Source organism: Streptomyces sp. NPDC004732, from assembly GCF_040609235.1.
Classification (GTDB): domain Bacteria; phylum Actinomycetota; class Actinomycetes; order Streptomycetales; family Streptomycetaceae; genus Streptomyces.
The window spans coordinates 92109-110722 of record NZ_JBEXJR010000009.1 but is presented as its reverse complement, the minus strand read 5'-3'; the positions used below and the strand labels follow the sequence as shown (position 1 = coordinate 110722).

At 68.5% G+C, this 18614-nt stretch carries 18 protein-coding genes; 10 read left to right on the top strand and 8 right to left on the bottom strand.

Annotated elements, in window-relative coordinates; all coding sequences use genetic code 11:
- Positions 1 to 124: 124 nt before the first annotated feature.
- The 5 genes from ABZV77_RS27120 to ABZV77_RS27100 form a co-directional block, all read right to left on the bottom strand.
- Positions 125 to 799: a response regulator transcription factor gene (locus ABZV77_RS27120; protein ID WP_356261900.1), complete on the bottom strand. Its 675-nt coding sequence runs from the start codon at positions 797 to 799 to the stop codon at positions 125 to 127.
- Entirely contained in the window at positions 796 to 2223 is a 1428-nt protein-coding gene (locus tag ABZV77_RS27115) for a sensor histidine kinase (protein ID WP_356261897.1), read from the bottom strand. Before ABZV77_RS27115 ends, ABZV77_RS27120 begins: the two co-directional genes overlap by 4 nt.
- A 135-nt stretch (positions 2224 to 2358) precedes the next feature.
- Positions 2359 to 3249 (bottom strand): DUF4429 domain-containing protein, encoded by an 891-nt coding sequence (locus ABZV77_RS27110; RefSeq protein WP_356262691.1) that lies wholly within the window; start codon positions 3247 to 3249, stop codon positions 2359 to 2361.
- A gap of 66 nt (positions 3250 to 3315) precedes the next feature.
- Positions 3316 to 4527 (bottom strand): alpha/beta hydrolase, encoded by a 1212-nt coding sequence (locus tag ABZV77_RS27105; RefSeq protein WP_356261894.1) that lies wholly within the window; start codon positions 4525 to 4527, stop codon positions 3316 to 3318.
- A gap of 212 nt (positions 4528 to 4739) precedes the next feature.
- Positions 4740 to 5423, bottom strand: a complete 684-nt coding sequence (locus tag ABZV77_RS27100; RefSeq protein WP_356262688.1) for a TetR family transcriptional regulator — start codon at positions 5421 to 5423, stop codon at positions 4740 to 4742.
- Between the two features lie 158 nt (positions 5424 to 5581).
- On the opposite strand from ABZV77_RS27100, the gene ABZV77_RS27095 reads away from it, so the two are divergent.
- From ABZV77_RS27095 to ABZV77_RS27085, 3 genes are all read left to right on the top strand, one after another.
- Entirely contained in the window at positions 5582 to 7192 is a 1611-nt protein-coding gene (locus ABZV77_RS27095) for an MFS transporter (RefSeq protein ID WP_356261891.1), read from the top strand.
- 215 nt (positions 7193 to 7407) lie between these two features.
- On the top strand, positions 7408 to 7800 hold the full coding sequence (locus ABZV77_RS27090; protein ID WP_356261888.1) for a peptidase inhibitor family I36 protein: 393 nt from the start codon (positions 7408 to 7410) through the stop codon (positions 7798 to 7800).
- A 46-nt stretch (positions 7801 to 7846) separates the two neighbouring features.
- Entirely contained in the window at positions 7847 to 8152 is a 306-nt protein-coding gene (locus ABZV77_RS27085; RefSeq protein WP_356261885.1) for a small hydrophobic protein, read from the top strand.
- A 35-nt stretch (positions 8153 to 8187) separates the two neighbouring features.
- On the opposite strand, the gene ABZV77_RS27080 is transcribed toward ABZV77_RS27085, so the two are convergent.
- Together ABZV77_RS27080 and aceE are read right to left on the bottom strand one after the other, a co-directional pair.
- Positions 8188 to 9093: a potassium channel family protein gene (locus tag ABZV77_RS27080; RefSeq protein ID WP_356261882.1), complete on the bottom strand. Its 906-nt coding sequence runs from the start codon at positions 9091 to 9093 to the stop codon at positions 8188 to 8190.
- A gap of 127 nt (positions 9094 to 9220) precedes the next feature.
- Positions 9221 to 11953: a pyruvate dehydrogenase (acetyl-transferring), homodimeric type gene (gene aceE / locus ABZV77_RS27075; protein WP_356261879.1), complete on the bottom strand. Its 2733-nt coding sequence runs from the start codon at positions 11951 to 11953 to the stop codon at positions 9221 to 9223.
- 368 nt (positions 11954 to 12321) lie between these two features.
- On the opposite strand from aceE, the gene ABZV77_RS27070 reads away from it, so the two are divergent.
- The 7 genes from ABZV77_RS27070 (at position 12322) to ABZV77_RS27040 (ending at position 17453) form a co-directional block, all read left to right on the top strand.
- On the top strand, positions 12322 to 12753 hold the full coding sequence (locus tag ABZV77_RS27070) for a DUF3052 domain-containing protein (protein ID WP_356261876.1): 432 nt from the start codon (positions 12322 to 12324) through the stop codon (positions 12751 to 12753).
- A 221-nt stretch (positions 12754 to 12974) separates the two neighbouring features.
- Positions 12975 to 13442, top strand: a complete 468-nt coding sequence (locus ABZV77_RS27065) for a peroxiredoxin (RefSeq protein WP_356261873.1) — start codon at positions 12975 to 12977, stop codon at positions 13440 to 13442.
- A gap of 113 nt (positions 13443 to 13555) precedes the next feature.
- Positions 13556 to 14131: a TerD family protein gene (locus ABZV77_RS27060; RefSeq protein ID WP_055564366.1), complete on the top strand. Its 576-nt coding sequence runs from the start codon at positions 13556 to 13558 to the stop codon at positions 14129 to 14131.
- Between the two features lie 244 nt (positions 14132 to 14375).
- On the top strand, positions 14376 to 14951 hold the full coding sequence (locus tag ABZV77_RS27055; RefSeq protein ID WP_356261870.1) for a TerD family protein: 576 nt from the start codon (positions 14376 to 14378) through the stop codon (positions 14949 to 14951).
- Between the two features lie 154 nt (positions 14952 to 15105).
- Positions 15106 to 15246, top strand: a complete 141-nt coding sequence (locus ABZV77_RS27050) for a hypothetical protein (RefSeq protein ID WP_356261868.1) — start codon at positions 15106 to 15108, stop codon at positions 15244 to 15246.
- A 160-nt stretch (positions 15247 to 15406) separates the two neighbouring features.
- Positions 15407 to 16552 (top strand): DUF475 domain-containing protein, encoded by a 1146-nt coding sequence (locus tag ABZV77_RS27045; protein ID WP_356261865.1) that lies wholly within the window; start codon positions 15407 to 15409, stop codon positions 16550 to 16552.
- Positions 16553 to 16709: 157 nt separating this feature from the next.
- Positions 16710 to 17453 carry a Tellurium resistance gene (locus ABZV77_RS27040; RefSeq protein WP_356261863.1) on the top strand — a complete coding sequence of 248 codons (744 nt, stop codon included), beginning with the start codon at positions 16710 to 16712 and terminating at the stop codon, positions 17451 to 17453.
- A 52-nt stretch (positions 17454 to 17505) separates the two neighbouring features.
- Here the strand turns inward: ABZV77_RS27040 and ABZV77_RS27035 are convergent, their stop codons facing one another.
- Positions 17506 to 18381, bottom strand: coding sequence for a TerD family protein (locus tag ABZV77_RS27035; protein ID WP_356261860.1), 876 nt, complete (start codon positions 18379 to 18381; stop codon positions 17506 to 17508).
- Between the last annotated feature and the right edge of the window lie 233 nt (positions 18382 to 18614).

The window sequence follows — 18614 nt, the reverse complement described above, 5'->3', positions numbered from 1 at the left end:
CGCGCTGTGGCCTGACGAAGCGAAAAGTAGGGAGACGGTGGGCGGCGGCACGTCACACCGGGGAGCCAACTCGCAGGTGATACCGGGGTATGTCCGGGTGATACTCCGGTAGGGGGGGTGGGGGCTACTGCTCGCCGGGTGTGACCAGCCCGGATTCATAGGCGAAGATCACGGCCTGGGCGCGATCCCGCAGGCCAAGCTTGCTCAGCACCCGGCCGATGTGGGTCTTCACCGTCTGCTCGGCGAGCACCAGGCGGTCGGCGATCTCCTGGTTGGACAGGCCGCGCGCGATCAGCGCCAGTACCTCGGTCTCACGCGGCGTCAGGCCGTTGAGGCGGAGGGCGTCCTTGCGGGGCGCGGGCCGCAGCGCGGCGAAGTCCGCGATCAGACGGCGGGTCACCGAGGGGGCGAGCAGGGCCTCGCCCGCCGCCACCACGCGTACGGCCGAGATGAGGTCGGCGGGCGGCGCGTCCTTGAGCAGGAACCCGGAGGCTCCGGCGCGCAGCGCCTCGTACACGTAGTCGTCCACGTCGAAGGTGGTGAGCATCAGCACCTTCGGCCGGTGCACCACGCCCGCCGGCGGGTCCAACAGGATGCGGGCGGCGTTGAGTCCGTCCATCTCCGGCATGCGGACGTCCATCAGGACGATGTCGGGGTGCGTGCTGCGGCTGACCTCGACGCCCTTCTTGCCGTCCGGTGCCTCACCCACCACGTCGATGTCGCTCTGCGCCGAGAGCAGCGCGGCGAATCCCGCCCGCACCATGGCCTGGTCGTCGACGATGATCACGCGGATGGTCATGCGGTGCCGGAGTCCTTCGGGATGAGGGGGAGTTGGGCGGCCACGCGGAAGCCGCCGTCGGGCAGCGGACCGACGTCGACCGTGCCGCCGACCAACCGTACGCGCTCGCGCATGCCGACGAGCCCGTGCCCCGTGCCGCTGCCTTCCAGGTGGGCGGGTGGTGCGTCGGACGGGCCGTTGACGACGAGGATCAGGAGGTTCCGGGTGTCCAGGGTCAGCTTGATCGAGGTGCGTGCGCCCGGCGCGTGGCGCATCACGTTCGACAGCGCTTCCTGGACGATGCGGTAAGCGGACAGGTCCACGGCCGGTGTCACGTTGGCCAGTTGCGTGAGGATCGACAGTTCGAGGTGCGACAGCTCGATCGGTACACCGGCCCGCACCGTGGCCTCGACCAGGTGCGGCAGTCTGTCCAGCCCCGGCTGGGGCGCCCGTTCACCGTCCGCGCCCTCACTGCGCAGCACCGAGAGGAGCCGCCGCATCTCGGTGAGCGATTCCCGTGCGCTCGCCGCGATGCTCTCGAACTCCTCGCACACCTCGTCGGGCAGGTCGTAGAGCCGATAGGGCGCAGAGTCGGCCTGGACGGTGATCACTGACATGTGGTGGGCGACGACATCGTGCAACTCGCGGGCGATGCGGGCCCGTTCCTCGAGGAGCGTGCGCTGGGCGCGCTCGGTCTCGCTGATGCTCTCCTGCTCGACGAGCCTGCGCCGGGCGTCGCCACGCTCCCGCAGCAGCGCGCCGAGAAGCAGCACGGCGCCGCTGAGCACGGTCAGCAGCACACCGGTGTCCTGGCCGTCGCCGTCGCGGAACGCACCGAGCGCCACGCCTGCGACCACGGTGACCAGCCAGATCCCGAGGAGCGTGCGGCGGCTCTCCCGCAGGGACAGCACGATGCACAGGAACATGTACCCCACGATGATCATGGGGGTCCAGGGGCCGGGGCGGCCCGGATCCGCGGCCAGCGTCGCGACGGCCCCGAGGACGTCCGCGACGATTACGATCCACCACGCCATGAGCGGCCGGGTGACTGCGAGGAACAGCGGCGCGGCCTGCGCCACGCCCAGGGCACCGGCGAGACCGCCGGCGACGCCGTAGTCGTGCGTCAGCACCTGGACGGTGACCGGGATGAGGACGGCGACGAAGGCGGCCGCGATGACCAGCGGCAGCATCCGCACCCAGCGCCTGGGCGCGTGCGCGAGCAGCGGCTCGGTCGGCTCCGAGGGCGCCGACAGCGCGGCCCCCGCCGTGCGCAGGCCGTCGAGGAGCGCCGTCGTGGCGCGGCGGAGGGCACCCGGGCGCCCGTCCGGCTCGGACGCGGGACGGCGGGGCTCGCGATCGGGAGGTGTCGGGTCGGGAGGCGGTGTCGGGTCGGGCGGCGTGGGAGGGGGAGATAGGGGATCGGGAGGTGTCGATGCGCTGCTCATGGCCTGATCAGAGTAGGCGTGAAGCCCTCGCCGTGGCGTCATACCGTGGAGCCGGACCGCGCCTCATACCCAGGTATCACCAGCGCCCCGCGGGTGGCACGCGCACCCGCAGGGGTTCACGCGCACCCGCAGGGGTTACAGCTCCGCCAGCAGCTCGGTCTTCTTCATCGTGAACTCGTCGTCCGTGAGCAGGCCCGCCTGGTGCAGCTCGCCCAGGTGCCGGATGCGTTCGGCGATGTCCGCAGGATCGCGCCGCACGGACGGTGTGGCGGAGGCGCCGGTGCCGACACCGTCGGAGTTCAGGGCCGGGCCCGATGCGCGCACCGCGGCGAGGACCGACGCGGCGAACGGCAGCGACTCGTGGACCGGGCCGTAGCCGAGGCCGAAGACGACGGCCGCCGGGTCCTGGTCGGCCTGTCCGGGCTGCGCCACCGGCGTCTCGCGCCGCAGCAGGCGCAGATGGCCCTCGAACACCTCCGGCGAGCGCCACTCGATGCCGCTCAGGTCGGTGACGAGGAAGCTCTGGTCACCGGCCTTCCACTTCGCCGACGAGGCACCCGTCCAGAACCAGCGGAAGGCGACCAGCTTCCCGTCGAAGGTCGCCTTCCCGTCGTACGCCTTGAACTGCAGGGGCGCCTCGGGCGGCGCCACCAGATAGCGGTCCGCGGGCTCGCCGTCGTCGGCGGAGATCTGCGCGCGCAGCTCGTCCGCGTAGTACTCGGCGAGCGTCTCCCGCTCCGCGGGCAGCACCAAGCGGTACGGGTCGCAGCTCTCCTTGAGCTGCCCCGCCGCGGCCTCCATCAGAGGATCGGCGCCCGGTCTCGGCACGGCATGCAGAATCACGGTCCCGCGTTTGCCGGGGGAGAGCGTCACCGCCGAGATCGCCTCATGGGGGATGCGCCGTTCGCCGAGTGTCTGGAACAGCTTCGGCGTGCGGATTCCCCGTTCGAAGCGGATGAGCACAGAGTCGGACTCGAACTCCCAGGCGGCATGAAATCCGGCCAGAACATCACCCATGCGGCTCATCGTAGGCGGCACGAGCGCCTCCGTCCCTCCTGCGGCGGGCCGCTGTTTCATCGATTTCTACGCGCGTCAGGCCGCTGCCCCGCCGGAAATACCCTTCCGGCAGGCACCGTCATCGCTCGCGCATCGCACCGCGTGGTACGAACCAGTCCCGATTTCTGCGAAGTTCCGCAGACTCTCCGTGCCCGGCTCGAAATAGCCGGTGTGCCCCTGCGCGCCTGCCGCGGAGAGCACGCGCGCGCCGAACCCTTCGGCCACCGGGTCGGCGCCGTGGCCGAGCCCGCCGAACTCCATGTTCGGGACATCCTGAATCCAGTCGTCGCCGTCCCGGGTGGCCCAGATCCGGGCACCCGTACCCAGCTGGGAGGCCGAGTCGGCGCGCATGCCGGGGCTGCCCGCCACCGCGATGTCGGTGACCCGCGAGGGCAGGTCATGCGCGGCCACACCGCACACCACGGAGCCGTAGCTGTGGCAGTACAGCGCGACCGGTGTGCGGCCGGGCAGGCCGCGCACCATGGCTTCGAGGCGCGTGGCCCCGTCCTCGGCGCGCATCGCCGTGGCCGCGTCGACGCCGATCCCGACGGGTGCCGTGTAGTCGGCCCAGGCGATCACGGCGGTATGCGCGCGGGGGCTGACCGAGCGCTCCGCGCGGTAGAGCGATTTCGCCATGCCCACCGGCGCCGAGTACTTGCGGAACGTCCGCTCGAAGGTGAGCACGTTGGTGTCGACACCCGGCACGACTACGGAGACGCGACGGGCCTTGTCTATGTCTCCGAAGACCTCTGCCATGCGTCCGGAGCCCATGGGGTCGAAGGCGAGGACCTGGCGTCCCGGGCGCATCATGACGCCGAACCGCTTCATCCTGCGCTCGGCCTCCTGCTGTCCCAGGGGAGAGAGGCGCTTGTCGTGCATGCGCTCATGCTCGACCTTGCGGGCCTGCCCCAGGGCGATGTGGTTCGCGCGATAGCGAAGCGTGGCTGGCGCGCCGTTCATGTTGCCGACTGCGAGCGGGTAGCGGCCGGCGAGCCGGTTGCGCTGGTGCCCGTCGAGGGAGGCGAAGAAGCGGGCGAGCTTGCCGGAGGAAGCCTCGGGGTCGGGCAGTGGGTGCCCGTCGATGCTTCCCCGCTCCCAGGCGGAGAGCGCGGCTTGGAGCGGCGAGGCGTCGCCCTTGTTGTGGCGCACGGCGGTCCAGCCGGTGGTCGCAAGCATGACGAACACGACGGCCAGCGCGAGCAGAGCGCGCCATGCGTTGAGTTGGGGGGAGGAGTCGAAGGAAGTCACTACGGAACACCCTAGGAGAACCGTGATGCCTACCGTGCATCGCGTGAGACAGATCACGTTTCTGCAGGGGTAATTGAGGCATAGCGGGCGCATCCGATGTCGCCTGGTCACGCTCTGTAAGTGGCGCACGGGCGCGACGTGACAGGGGTGGCAATGGCTCAGAGTGTACGTACGAACACGTAACGCGTGGGCGATTCCAGCTGGTTGAAGGGTTACGCGGGCGGCGTCGACGGATGTGCGCGCCAGTCCTGCGCCAACGCGGGCCCCAGGTGGTCGAGATACCTCTCCGTGAGCTCGCGGATCGACTCCGGGCTGATGTCCTCGCCCGCGCCCCACAGGCGCCCCGTGATCCGCATGACGCCGCTGAACGCGGCCACCGCCACGCGCGGGCGCGGATCGCTGTCCAGGTCGAGTTCCTCGCGCTCGGCGATCACGCGGGCGACCTCGTCCTCCATCTCGATGGAGCGGCGCAGGTGGGCGGCGATCAGCGTGGGTGTCGACTCGATCATCTGGTAAGTGCGCATGTGGAGTTCGACCGGGACGACCTCCTCGATGGACTGCCCCATCGCCTCCCAGGTGCCGAGGACGGCGCCGCGCAGCGCCTCCAGTGGGGCTTCGTGGGCGGGGCGGTCGCGCACGGCCTGGACGAACCGCGACTCGATCATCTCCTGGACCGCGAAAGCGGCTTCCTGCTTGTTGGCGAAGTACCTGAAGAACGTGCGCTGCGAGACGTCGACTGCTTCGGCGATCTCGTCGACGGTCGTCTCCTCGTACCCCTTGGTCGTGAAGAGTTCGAGTGCCGCGCGCAGGAGGGCGTCCCGGGTGCGCTGCTTCTTGCGCTCGCGCAGTCCCGGCCTGCCGACGGGCCCGGCGGGGGCGTCCTCGGTGGCCTCCAGCTGCGCTTCCAAGGGGGCCGTCACTCGCTGCGTGGTCTTCACACCGTGGTCCTCTTTCTCGCCATTTTCCCAGTTCACCATACCTGTGAGCCACGTGACAGTTACCGACTTGTGAAATGGTTTGTCAACTGTCAGTCGCTGTCACTAATCTCGATCGCATGACTAGTCAGATCACCGTCGACAAGGCGGACAAGGCGCCGGAGCCCGTACCCGTTCCGGCCCCGGCCAAGGGGCTCCGTGGCCACCCCTGGCTGACGCTGTTCGCCGTTGCGATCGGCGTGATGATGGTCGCCCTCGACGGCACCATCGTGGCGATAGCCAACCCGGCCATCCAGAAGGATCTCGGCGCCACCTTCGCGGAAGTCCAATGGATCACCAACGGCTACTTCCTCGCGCTCGCCGTCGCGCTGATCACCGCGGGCAAGCTGGGCGACCGCTTCGGCCACCGGCAGACGTTCCTCGTCGGCGTGGTCGGCTTCGCCGCCGCCTCCGGCGCCATCGGCCTGTCGGACAGCATCGCGCTGGTGGTCACCTTCCGCGTGCTCCAGGGCCTCTTCGGAGCCCTGCTGATGCCCGCCGCGCTCGGCCTCCTCCGGGCCACGTTCCCGGCCGAGAAGCTCAACATGGCCATCGGTATCTGGGGCATGGTGATCGGCGCCTCCACGGCGGGCGGTCCGATCCTCGGCGGTCTTCTCGTCCAGCACGTCAGCTGGCAGTCGGTCTTCTTCATCAACGTGCCGGTCGGCATCATCGCTCTTGTGCTCGGCGTGGTCATCCTCAAGGACCACCGCGCGGAGAACGCGCCGAAGTCCTTCGACATCGTCGGCATCGTGCTGCTCTCGGCGGCCATGTTCTGCCTGGTCTGGGCGCTCATCAAGGCCCCGGAATGGGGCTGGGGCGCCGGTATGACCTGGACGTTCATCGGTGTCTCCGTGGCGAGCTTCGTGCTTTTCGCGGTCTGGGAGTCGAAGGTCAAGGAACCGCTCATCCCGCTGACCCTGTTCCGTTCGGTGCCGTTGGCCGCGGGCGTGGTGCTGATGGTGCTCATGGCCATCGCGTTCATGGGCGGGCTGTTCTTCGTCACGTTCTACTTGCAGAACGTGCACGGGATGAGCCCCGTCGACAGCGGTCTGCACCTGCTGCCGCTCACCGGCATGATGATCATCGGCTCGCCGCTGGCGGGCGCGATGATCACCAAGATGGGTCCGCGCATCCCGCTGGCGGGCGGCATGCTGTGCACCGCCATCGCCATGTACGGCATGTCCACGCTGGAGGCGGGCACGGGCAGCGGCCTCATGTCGATCTGGTTCGCCCTCCTCGGCCTCGGCCTCGCCCCGGTGATGGTCGGCGCCACGGAGGTCATCGTGGGCAACGCGCCGATGGAGCTCTCCGGCGTCGCAGGCGGCCTCCAGCAGGCCGCGATGCAGATCGGCGGCAGCCTCGGCACGGCCGTCCTCGGCGCCGTCATGGCCTCGAAGGTCGACAGCGACCTGGCCGACAACTGGGCCGAGGCGAAGCTTCCGCCGCTCGACGAGGCCCAGCTCGACAAGGCTGCGGAGGCCGTCCAGGTCGGTGTGGCACCGGTGCCGCCGAAGGCTCCGCCGTCCATCGCCGACCAGATCACCTCGGTCGCGCACGACACCTTCATGTCGGGCATGGGCATGGCCTGCCTGGTCGCCACCGGTGTCGCCGTGGTCGCGGTCTTCGTCGCGTTCCTGACCAAGCGCGGCGACAACGCCGAGGCGGGCGCGGGCGTCGGCCACATCTGAGACGCGAATCCGAGGCGCGAGCCCTCGGTGTCAGGGAAAGCCCCTCAGGGACAATCTGGGGGGCTTTCGCCTATCAGGGTGACGCACATTCGTACCCCTTCCGATGCCCCGGCCGACGGGTCCACAGTGCAGTCAGAAGATCCGCACGGCCCGGACGATCGAGCCGTGCGAGCGATACGTGGACAACTGCGCCACATCACACGGGGGTTGAGCAGATGCGTACGACCATGACCACGACCATGACAGTGGCCACAACCGTGACGGCAGCCGCACTCGCCGCGGTCATCCTCACACCGGTACACGCCGGAGCCGCCGCTCCGCCCACACTCCGCGGATGCGGTCCGGGCGAGCTCTGTCTCTGGCAGAAGGCGGGGTTCAAGGGCGCCCGCCATACGTACGAGCTGTCGGACATCGACATCGAGAGTTGCACCGCGCTGCCGGAGGGGGGCAGCGCGGAGTCTCTCGCCAATCGCACGGGACGGCCGGTCACCGTGTACCAGTCGGGGGAGTGCGCGGAGACCGGCGAGTTCAACACGTACCCGGGCAGTGGCACCTGGGCGCCCGAATCGCCATACCGCGTACGGGCTTTCAAAGTCTGGGAAAGCTGAACGGGGGTACCCGACGGAAAGGCCCGAACCGGCTGACAGAGGAGTGATGATGGCGGGCTTCGGACACACCACGCGCAAGCGCCCCGGCTCACGCGGCCGTACGTGGTCGCGGAGTCGGCCGGATCGCGCGTCGCTCGGGATCATGAGCGCCGTCTGCGCAATCGCCGGATTCTTCGTGCTGGGGATCATCCTCGGTCCGGTGGCGATTGCCTGCGGCTGGCTGGCCATGGGTCGAAGTTGGGCCGGTGCCCGCCCGGCGCCGGCTCTGGTGGCCCTGGTCCTGGGCGTGATCGACACGGTTCTCGCGCTGATATGGATAGCGGGGACGACCACGACGAACGGCATGTTCTGACACCGAACGACTGGCCCTGAGAGCCGGGGCGGCTCTTACGCTCCGGCTCGGGACGCACCGGAACCGCCTGCGCGGGTGTCATCCATGTCAGTACCATCCACATCACCTGCACCTGCCCCCGAGCCGCCATCCTCTGCCGCCCCGGGGCGGGGCACCACACCCGCACGCGCCCCCACGCCAGGCGTACCTGGCACCCCAGGCACCCCGGGCGCCCCCGGCGCCCCCGACAACGAAGCCACCTGCGCACGCAGCGCCCTCACCTCCGCCGTCAACGCCTCGATCGCGGCTGTCTGGCGCCGCTCCTCGACGTCGTCCTTCTCGAAGCGGGCGATGAACCACGCCGCGATGTTCGCGGTGACCACACCGAGGAGCGCGATGCCCGACAGCATCAGACCGACCGCGAGCATCCTGCCGAGGCCTGTCGTGGGTGAGAGATCTCCGTAGCCGACTGTCGTCATGGTGGTGAAGGACCACCACACCGCGTCGCCGAGCGTCTTGATGTTCCCGTTCGGTGACTCCCGCTCCACGGAGAGCACCGCGAGGGAACCGAACATCAACAGGCCCACCACCGAGCCCGCGACATACGTCGTCAGCTTGATCTGCGACGCCATGCGGGCCCGTCGTCCGACGAGTGCCAGCGTGGAGACGAGCCGCAGCAGCCGCAGCGGCTGAATCATCGGAAGGAGCACGGCACACAGGTCTAGCCAGTGGGTGCGGACGAACTGCTTGCGGTGACCGGAGAGGAAGAGACGTACGGAGTAGTCGACGGCGAACACACCCCACACGAACCACTCCACCAACGAGCAGATTCTCGTCACGGACTTGCTTGCGTCGGGCGACACGATCGGCACGGCGTAGGCGACGGCGAATGCCACCGCGAGTACGAGCAGCGGGCGTTGGGTGCGCCGCTCCCAACGGGTCTGTGCCGGTTCTTCCTTCATGGGCGCATCGTAGAAAGGCATCGCGGAAAAGCCGAAGGGCGACGGGACCCGAGTCCCGCCGCCCTCCGAATAAGGCTCGTCGCCCTCCGAATGAGGCGTATGCCGTGTTGCCGAGGCGTATGCCGTGCTACGCGTCGCCCCCGGCCGCGCCCGGGTCGGCGGCCGTGACGTCGAGAAGCTGGTAGCGGTCGACCGCCTGCTTCAGGACGGAGCGGTCCACCTTGCCCTCACGGGCCAGTTCGGTCAGCACGCCGACCACGATCGACTGCGCGTCGATGTGGAAGAAGCGGCGGGCCGCACCGCGGGTGTCGGCGAAGCCGAAGCCGTCCGCGCCCAGCGACTGGTACGTGCCGGGCACCCAGCGGGAGATCTGGTCGGGGACGCTCCGCATCCAGTCGGAGACGGCCACGAACGGGCCCTCGGCGCCGGAGAGCTTCCGCGTGACGTACGGGACGCGCTGCTCCTCCTCGGGGTGCAGGAAGTTGTGGCGCTCCACGTCCACGGCCTCGCGGCGCAGCTCGTTCCAGGAGGTCGCCGACCAGACGTCCGCCTTGACGTTCCACTCCGAAGCGAGGATCTGCTGTGCCTCGACCGCCCACGGAACCGCGACACCGGAAGCGAGGATCTGAGCCGGAATGGCGCCCTGCTCGCCGGACTTGAAGCGGTAGATGCCCTTGAGGATGCCGTCGACGTCCACGTCGGCGGGCTCGGCCGGGTGCTGGATCGGCTCGTTGTAGACGGTGAGGTAGTAGAAGACGTCCTCGCTGTCGGGGCCGTACATCCGACGGAGGCCGTCCTTGACGATGTGCGCGATCTCGTAGCCGAACGCCGGGTCGTAGGCGACGCAGCCCGGGTTGGTGGAGGCGAGCAGCTGCGAGTGGCCGTCCGCGTGCTGCAGGCCCTCCCCGGTCAGAGTCGTACGACCGGCGGTCGCGCCGAGGACGAAACCGCGCGCGAGCTGGTCGGCCATCTGCCAGAACTGGTCGCCGGTGCGCTGGAAGCCGAACATCGAGTAGAAGACGTACACGGGGATCAGGGGCTCGCCGTGTGTGGCGTAGGCCGAACCGGCGGCAATGAGGGACGCCGTGCAGCCCGCCTCCGAGATGCCGTCGTGCAGCATCTGGCCCGTCGGCGACTCCTTGTACGCAAGGAGGAGCTCGCGGTCCACGGCCTCGTACTGCTGGCCGAGCGGGTTGTAGATCTTCGCGCTCGGGAAGAACGCGTCCATGCCGAAGGTGCGGTACTCGTCGGGGGCGATCAGCACGAAGCGCTTGCCGATCTCCTTGTCCCGCATGAGGTCCTTCAGGATGCGGACGAAGGCCATGGTGGTGGCGATCGACTGCTGACCCGAACCCTTCTTCGCGGCCGCGTACGTCTTCTCCTCGGGGAGCTGCAGCGGCTTGGAGCGCACGACGCGGGTCGGGACGTAACCGCCCAGGCCCTTGCGGCGGTCGTGCATGTACTGGATCTCTTCGGAGTCGCGGCCCGGGTGGTAGTACGGCGGGGCGCCGTCCTCCAGCTGCTGGTCCGTGATCGGGATGTGCAGGCGGTCGCGGAAGCCCTTGAGGTCGTCGACCGTCAGCTTCTTCATCTGGTGCGTGGCGTTGCGGCCCTCGAAGTTCGGGCCGAGGGTCCAGCCCTTGACCGTCTGGGCGAGGATCACCGTCGGCTGGCCCTTGTGGGCCTTGGCCGCCGCGTACGCCGCGTAGACCTTCTTGTGGTCGTGGCCGCCGCGGCCCAGGTGCAGGATCTGCTCGTCGGTCATGTTCTCGACCATGGCGCGCAGGCGCTGGTCGTCGCCGAAGAAGTGCTCGCGGATGTAGGAGCCGGTCTCGGTCGCGTACGTCTGGAACTGGCCGTCGGGGGTGGTGTTGAGCCGGTTGACCAGGAGGCCGTCGCGGTCCTGTGCGAGCAGCGGGTCCCAGCTGCGGTCCCAGACGAGCTTGATGACGTTCCAGCCGGCGCCGCGGAACTGGGACTCCAGCTCCTGGATGATCTTGCCGTTGCCGCGCACCGGGCCGTCGAGGCGCTGGAGGTTGCAGTTGACGACGAAGGTCAGGTTGTCCAGGCCCTCGCGGGCGGCGATGGAGAGCTGGCCGAGGGACTCGGGCTCGTCCATCTCGCCGTCACCGAGGTAGGCCCAGACGTGCGACTTGGAGGTGTCGGCGATGCCGCGCGCCTCCATGTAGCGGTTCATCCGGGCCTGGAAGATCGCGCCGAGCGGGCCGAGGCCCATCGAGACGGTCGGGAACTCCCAGAAGTCCGGCATCAGGCGCGGGTGCGGATACGAGGAGAGGCCGTTCGGGGCCTTGGACTTCTCCTGGCGGAACGCGTCGAGCTGCTGCTCGGAGAGCCGGTCGAGGAGGAAGGCGCGGGCGTAGATACCGGGGGACGCGTGCCCCTGGAAGAAGATCTGGTCGCCGCCGTCGCCCTCGTCCTTGCCGCGGAAGAAGTGGTTGAAGCCCACGTCGTAGAGCGAGGCGGAGGAGGCGAAAGTGGCGATGTGGCCGCCGACGCCGATGCCGGGGCGCTGGGCGCGCGAGACCATCACCGCGGCGTTCCAGCGGGTGGCGTTCAGGACCTTGCGCTCGATTTCCTCGTTGCCGGGGAAGAACGGCTCGTCCTTGGTGGCGATCGTGTTGACGTAATCCGTACTGCGCATTTCGGGCACGGCGACGCGCTTCTCCCGCGCGCGCTCGATCAACCGGAGCATCAGGTAGCGGGCGCGCTCACGGCCGCGTTCGTCGACCGCGGCATCGAGGGAGTCGAGCCACTCCTGGGTCTCTTCGGGATCGAAGTCCGGGACCTGACTCGGCAGGCCGCCAATGATGATCGGGTTGCGATCGGATCCGGAAGCCACGCTGTTCCTTCGCTGTTGGGGCTCTCGCCTGGGTTATGCCTGGCCGTGCACCGCTTCCCATCGTGTACCTCGCGGACGCAAACGTCATGTCTACCGATAGGTAACCGAGACGTTCATCCGGCCACCCTGGGGTAGGCTCGGCCCAAATCGCAACGATACGCCCATCCTGCCTAACCGCTTCGCAGAGCCGTTCGGTCTCGCACAGATGTGGCGACAGTTGCGGCGACACGGTCGGGAACGTCACCGTTTCGGCGGTCTCGGCGGCCGGGTACTTGCGCGATCCGTCCCGCCCGTGTGGACTACGGCCAACGCCCCGCGCACGCGCGTGGCTGACAGGCATTCCCAAAAACATGATCAGGAGGCAATCCGTGAGCGCGACCGCGGACCACGCGGAGACGAACCTGGCCGTAAGGCTTGGTTTCCAGCCCGACCAGGTGGTCCAGGAGATCGGCTACGACGACGACGTCGACCAGGAGCTCCGCGAGGCCATCGAGCAGGCCACAGGCACAGAGCTCGTCGATGAGGAGTACGACGACGTAGCTGACGCCGTGGTGCTCTGGTTCCGTGAGGACGACGGGGACCTGACTGATGCGCTGGTGGACTCCATCGCGTACATGGAGGACGGCGGCTCGATTCTGCTGCTGACTCCGAAGACCGGTCGTGACGGTTACGTCGAGCCGAGCGAGATCGGCGAGGCGGCCACCACTGCGGGCCTGTCCCAGACGAAGAGCATCAACGCAGGCAAGGACTGGAACGGCAGCCGCCTGAATACGCCGAAGGCGGCCGCCAAGAAGCGGTAAACGCTCCACTGGGCACGCATTGCGCGGCCTCCGCGGCTACGACGCGGCGGCCGCGCAATTCCCCGTGCCCCTTCGGAGCGCTCTGAGGGCCCCTGTCGACAGCATTCGTCGACGGGGGCCTTACGCATGCGTGGGGTGCGGACTGCCAGGAACGGGCGGACGTAGGGTGGACTCACTCGAACAGCCCCACTCGAATGGGCCCGTCGAAGGGATGCGTACACATGGCGCTCGTTGGAATCGCGGCCGGCACCAAGGCCCCGGATTTCGAGCTGAAGGACAACCACGGCCGGACCGTGCGGCTCGCCGATTTCCGCGGCGAGAAGAACGTGGTGCTGCTCTTCTACCCGTTCGCGTTCACTGGTGTGTGCACCGGCGAGCTCTGCGCGCTCCGCGACGAGCTGCCGACGTTCGTCAACGACGACACCCAGCTGCTCGCCGTCTCCAACGATTCCATCCACACGCTGCGCGTCTTCGCCGAGCAGGAGGGCCTGGAGTACCCGCTGGTCTCCGACTTCTGGCCGCACGGCGAGGTCTCGCGCGCGTACGGCGTCTTCGACGAGGAGAAGGGCTGCGCCGTGCGCGGCACCTTCATCATCGACAAGGAGGGTGTGGTGCGCTGGACGGTGGTCAATGACCTGCCCGACGCACGTGACCTGAACGAGTACGTGAAGGCGCTCGAAACGCTCTGAGCGAGCTTTGTTTTCGCTCGCGGCCGGGAACCGGTCACTAGGATCCACACGTTGATCCGATGGCAACGCAACGCTTGGGGCTCCCCGCCCCTGGACATCAATTGGGAGGATTCGTGGGAGTCAGCCTCAGCAAGGGCGGCAACGTATCGCTGAGCAAGGAGGCGCCTGGCCTGACCGCGGTTCTGGTCGGCCTCGGCTGGGACGTCCGCACCACCACCGGTACGGACTTCGACCTCGACGCCAGCGCCATCCTGACGAACACGGAGGGCAAGGTCACCAGTGACCAGAACTTCGTGTTCTTCAACAACCTGAAGAGCCCCGACGGCTCCGTCGAGCACACCGGTGACAACACCACCGGTGAGGGCGAGGGCGACGACGAGGCGATCAAGGTCGACCTGGCCGCGGTCCCCGCCGACGTCGAGAAGATCGTCTTCCCGGTCTCGATCTACGACGCGGAGAACCGCCAGCAGTCGTTCGGTCAGGTGCGCAACGCGTTCATCCGCGTCGTGAACCAGGCGGGCGGCGCGGAGATCGCACGGTACGACCTCTCCGAGGACGCCTCGACGGAGACCGCCATGGTCTTCGGCGAGCTGTACCGCCACGGCGCCGAGTGGAAGTTCCGCGCGGTCGGCCAGGGCTACGCCTCGGGCCTGCGCGGCATCGCGCAGGACTTCGGCGTCAACGTCTGAGCCGAGCACGTCCCGGCGTTCAGCGCCCCGGCGCTCAGCGCTCTCCGTCCGGCGCCGCACAGGTTCGAAGTGCGGCGCCGGACGTGCTCGCCATCTCGTGCGCCCGCACCGCGGCGCGCGGGCTTCCGTCACCACGGAGACGTGTGTTCCCGTCCTCAGGGGGACACACGGTCCCGGCACCGCGGGAACTTCTGCTCCCGTCACCACGGGCTTCTGCTCTCGTCACCACGGGGAGGACTTCACCATGGGCGTCACGCTCGCCAAGGGAGGCAATGTCTCCCTCTCCAAAGCCGCACCCAATCTCACCCAGGTCCTCGTAGGCCTCGGCTGGGACGCGCGCTCCACCACCGGAGCCCCCTTCGACCTCGACGCCAGCGCGCTGTTGTGCAACGCGGGCCGGGTCCTCGGCGACGAGTGGTTCGTCTTCTACAACAACCTCAAGAGCCCCGACGGCTCCGTCGAGCACACCGGCGACAACCTCACGGGCGAGGGCGACGGGGACGACGAGTCGCTCCTGATCGACCTCTCCCAGGTCCCGGCGGGCTGCGACAAGATCATCTTCCCTGTCTCGATCCATGACGCGGACAACAGGGGCCAGACGTTCGGCCAGGTCAGCAACGCGTTCATCCGCGTCGTGAACCAGGCGGACGGCCAGGAGCTCGCGCGCTACGACCTCAGTGAGGACGCCTCCACGGAGACAGCGATGATCTTCGGCGAGGTGTACCGGTACGGGGGAGAGTGGAAGTTCCGCGCGGTCGGACAGGGGTACGCGTCCGGTCTGCGCGGCATCGCTCTAGACTTCGGGGTCAACGTTTCGTAAAGGGTCATGCACGCAGCGTGGCCCGGCGACGAAGACGGAGAGCCACCTGCTGCGCCTGGAAACGAGGCAGATGACTCTCCGGGAGCTCGCCGCCCCGAAGGACGGGAGTCTGTTCATTATGCCCAAGGAAGCTCAGCCGACGGGCTTGCGCCCCGTGAGTCATGTCCTCATGTACTGCGCCGCGCTCGCCGCCGGTGTGGTGCTCGTCGTCACCGGCGGAGCCACGCCGGTCGAGGCGTCCGGCTATGTCTCTCCGTTCCTTCTGGTCTTCGAGGGGGCGAGGGCGCGCAGCTGACGCAGCACGACCGCCATCCGAGCTCTGCGTCCGGGGAGGGTCGCCCTCCCCGGACGCGTAGCGGGACCTCTACACTTCGGGGTCAACGTTTCGTAAAGCAGGGGACCGGCGCGGGGGAGACCGCTACACGGGAGCCCGTACACACACGATTGGGTAGCCAGTGCTTCTGAAAACCTTCGGCTGGTCGTTCGCGGTCACCGCGCTCGGCCTGGTCGCCGCGGTGCTCTATGGAGGGTGGACCGGCTTCGGCGTCGTGGCGATCCTGTCCGTCCTCGAGATCTCGGTGTCCTTCGACAACGCGGTGGTCAACGCCGGAATCCTGAAGAAGATGAATGCCTTCTGGCAGAAGATCTTCCTCACCATCGGCGTGCTCATCGCGGTCTTCGGCATGCGGCTGGTCTTCCCCGTCGTGATCGTCGCCATCAGCGCCTCGATCGGCCCGATCGAGGCCGTCCGCCTCGCGCTCAACGACAAGGACCAGTACCAGCAGCTGGTCACCGACGCTCACCCGTCGATCGCCGCCTTCGGTGGCATGTTCCTGCTGATGATCTTCCTCGACTTCATCTTCGAGGACCGGGACATCAAGTGGCTCAGCTGGATCGAGCGCCCGCTCGCCAAGCTCGGCAAGGTCGACATGCTGTCGGTCTGCATCGCGCTCATCGTGCTCATGATCACCGCGATGACCTTCGCCACCAAGGCCCACCAGCACGGCGGCGCCCATGTGGACAAGGCCGAGACGGTCCTCATCTCGGGCATCGCAGGTCTGATCACCTATCTCGTGGTCGGCGGACTCTCCGGATACTTCGAGAACAAGCTCGAGGAAGAGGAGGAGCGCGAGCACGAGGAGGAGGAGAAGGCCAAGCGGGCAGGCAAGAAGGTTCCTGCGGTCGTCATGGCCGGCAAGGCCGCGTTCTTCATGTTCCTCTACCTCGAGGTCCTGGACGCGTCCTTCTCCTTCGACGGTGTCATCGGCGCCTTCGCCATCACCAACGACATCGTGCTGATGGCCCTGGGCCTCGGCATCGGCGCCATGTACGTCCGTTCGCTCACGGTCTACCTGGTCCGCCAGGGCACCCTCGACGACTACGTGTACCTGGAGCACGGCGCGCACTACGCGATCGGTGCCCTCGCCGTGATCCTCCTGGTCACCATCCAGTACGAGATCCACGAAGTGATCACCGGCTCCGTCGGTGTCCTCCTGATCGCCTGGTCCTTCTTCTCCTCCGTGCGGCGCAACAAGCGGCTGGCGGCAGCCGAGGGGCAAGGCAGCCCGGGTGACAAGGCGGAGGTCTCCTCGGGCGTCTGAGACTGACTGATTCCCTCGCCGAGCTGTCCGATTCCGGTTCCCGGAGTGTGACGACGGCCAGGGTGAGGAACGCTCTGTGCGGGGCGGCCGTCGAGGAGATGTCCTCATGGCCGCCCCGTCGGTATTCGTAGGTGGTACGAGGGCACTTGGGGGCGCAATGTCCTTCTGGGACGGTCTGTGGCGTGGGCGTTCGATGGACTTCGAATCGGGCAGCGCCGCCACCAACTCCATCGAACTGACCAAACGGCACCCGACGGTCTCGCTCTCCAAACAGGGCGCGGCCACCGGCAACCTGCGCGTCAACCTGTCCTGGCAGATGCGCACGTCCGACCTGCTCGGCAAGTCGCGCGGTGGCGGCGGCGGTCTGCTGCGGCACCCCTTCCAGATGTTCCGGCCCGAGCCGGTCCAGGCGCACACGCAGAGCATGGTCAACGTCGACCTCGACCTGGGCTGTCTGTACGAGCTGAACGACGGCGACAAGGGCGTGGTGCAGCCGCTGGGCAACTTCTTCGGGAGCCTCAACTCCCCGCCGTACGTGAAGGGCAGCGGCGACGACCGGTTCGGTTCGGGGACGGGCGAGACGCTTTACGTCAATCTCGACCACCGCGAGGCGATCAAACGGCTGCTGATCTTCGTGTACATCTACGACCAGACGCCCGCCTTCGACCGCACGCACGCGAAGGTCACGCTCTACCCCAGCAACGGTCCCCGGATCGAGATCGACCTGGACGAGCGGCAGCCGCAGGCCCGCTCGTGCGCGGTGGTCTCCATCGAGAACGTCAAGGACGAGCTGATCGTGCGCCGCGAGGTGAAGTTCGTCTACGGATTCCAGGCCGAGCTCGACCGGCTGTACGGCTGGGGGCTGCAGTGGGGCCGGGGCTACAAGGCCAAGGTCGGCTGATCCGGTGTGCCCGCCAGGCCCACCGGATCCACCGGGTCGCCCGGCCGTGCCCTCAGCGGGACAGGAACTGCGGGCCCTGCGGAGGCAGCCGGAAGTTCGGGTCCGGCATCGGGGTCACCGGCTGCGGATAGCCGTACGACGGCTGGGCGACGGGGACCGGCGGCGCGATCGGCGTGGGCTGGGTGGCCGCGGCCGGCGGATAGCCGTAGGCGGGCTGGGGCGCCGGGTGCCGGGGCGGCTCGGGCGGATAGCCGTACGAGGGCTGGGGCGGCGACTGCGGGGCGGGCTGGGCGACGGACGGCGGGGCCGCCGACTGCTGCGGCATGGGCTGCTGGGGCGGCAGCGGGAAGGAGGTGGAGGGTGCGGGCTCCGGCGAGGCGGAGTCCGAGTCGTCCACGGAGATCCCGAAGTCGGAGGCGAGGCCCTCCAGGCCGTTGGAGTACCCCTCGCCGAGCGCGCGGAATTTCCAGCCCTCACCGCGGCGGTAGAGCTCCCCGCAGATCAGCGCCGTCTCCTCGCCGGTCTGCGGAGTGATGTCGAAGTGGGCGAGCGGCGCGCCGTCGGTGACGGTGGCGTCGTACAGCAGGATCCGCAGTGCGGGTACGTGCTCGAAGGGGATGCCCTCCGCCGACGCGGCCAGGAGCACCCGGCTCACGGCCGGGTCCATGCCCGCCAGATCCGTCTGGATCGTGTCGGTCAGGCCTTCGGCGGTCCGCTTCTTGCCGAGCCGCCAGACCTTGCCGCCCGGGTGGCGCGGCTGGTTGTAGAAGACGAAGTCCTCGTCCGAGCGCACCCGCCCGTCGCCGCCGAGCAGCAGCGCCGACGCGTCGACGTCCGGGACGCCCTGTCCGGGGGTCCAGCGCAGCACGGCGCGGACCGCCGAGGCTTCGAGCGGGACGTTCGACCCCTTCAACATCGCGTGCGTCATGCGGTCATCCTGCCTTCCCCCACAGGGCCGGGACAACGCGGGGGGCCGAAGGCCCCGGCCGCGTCACCAGGCTCCTGACCTGCGAGTGGTGCGAGCGTGCGACGGTTGTGTGGTGAGCATGTGTGACATGGCCGGGTTACCTGAAGTTCATGCCCGGAGGGAACCCCCGGCACCCGTCTCTACGTACTATTACCGGCCACATCCGAACGGCCCACGTCGACGAAACAGGCGAT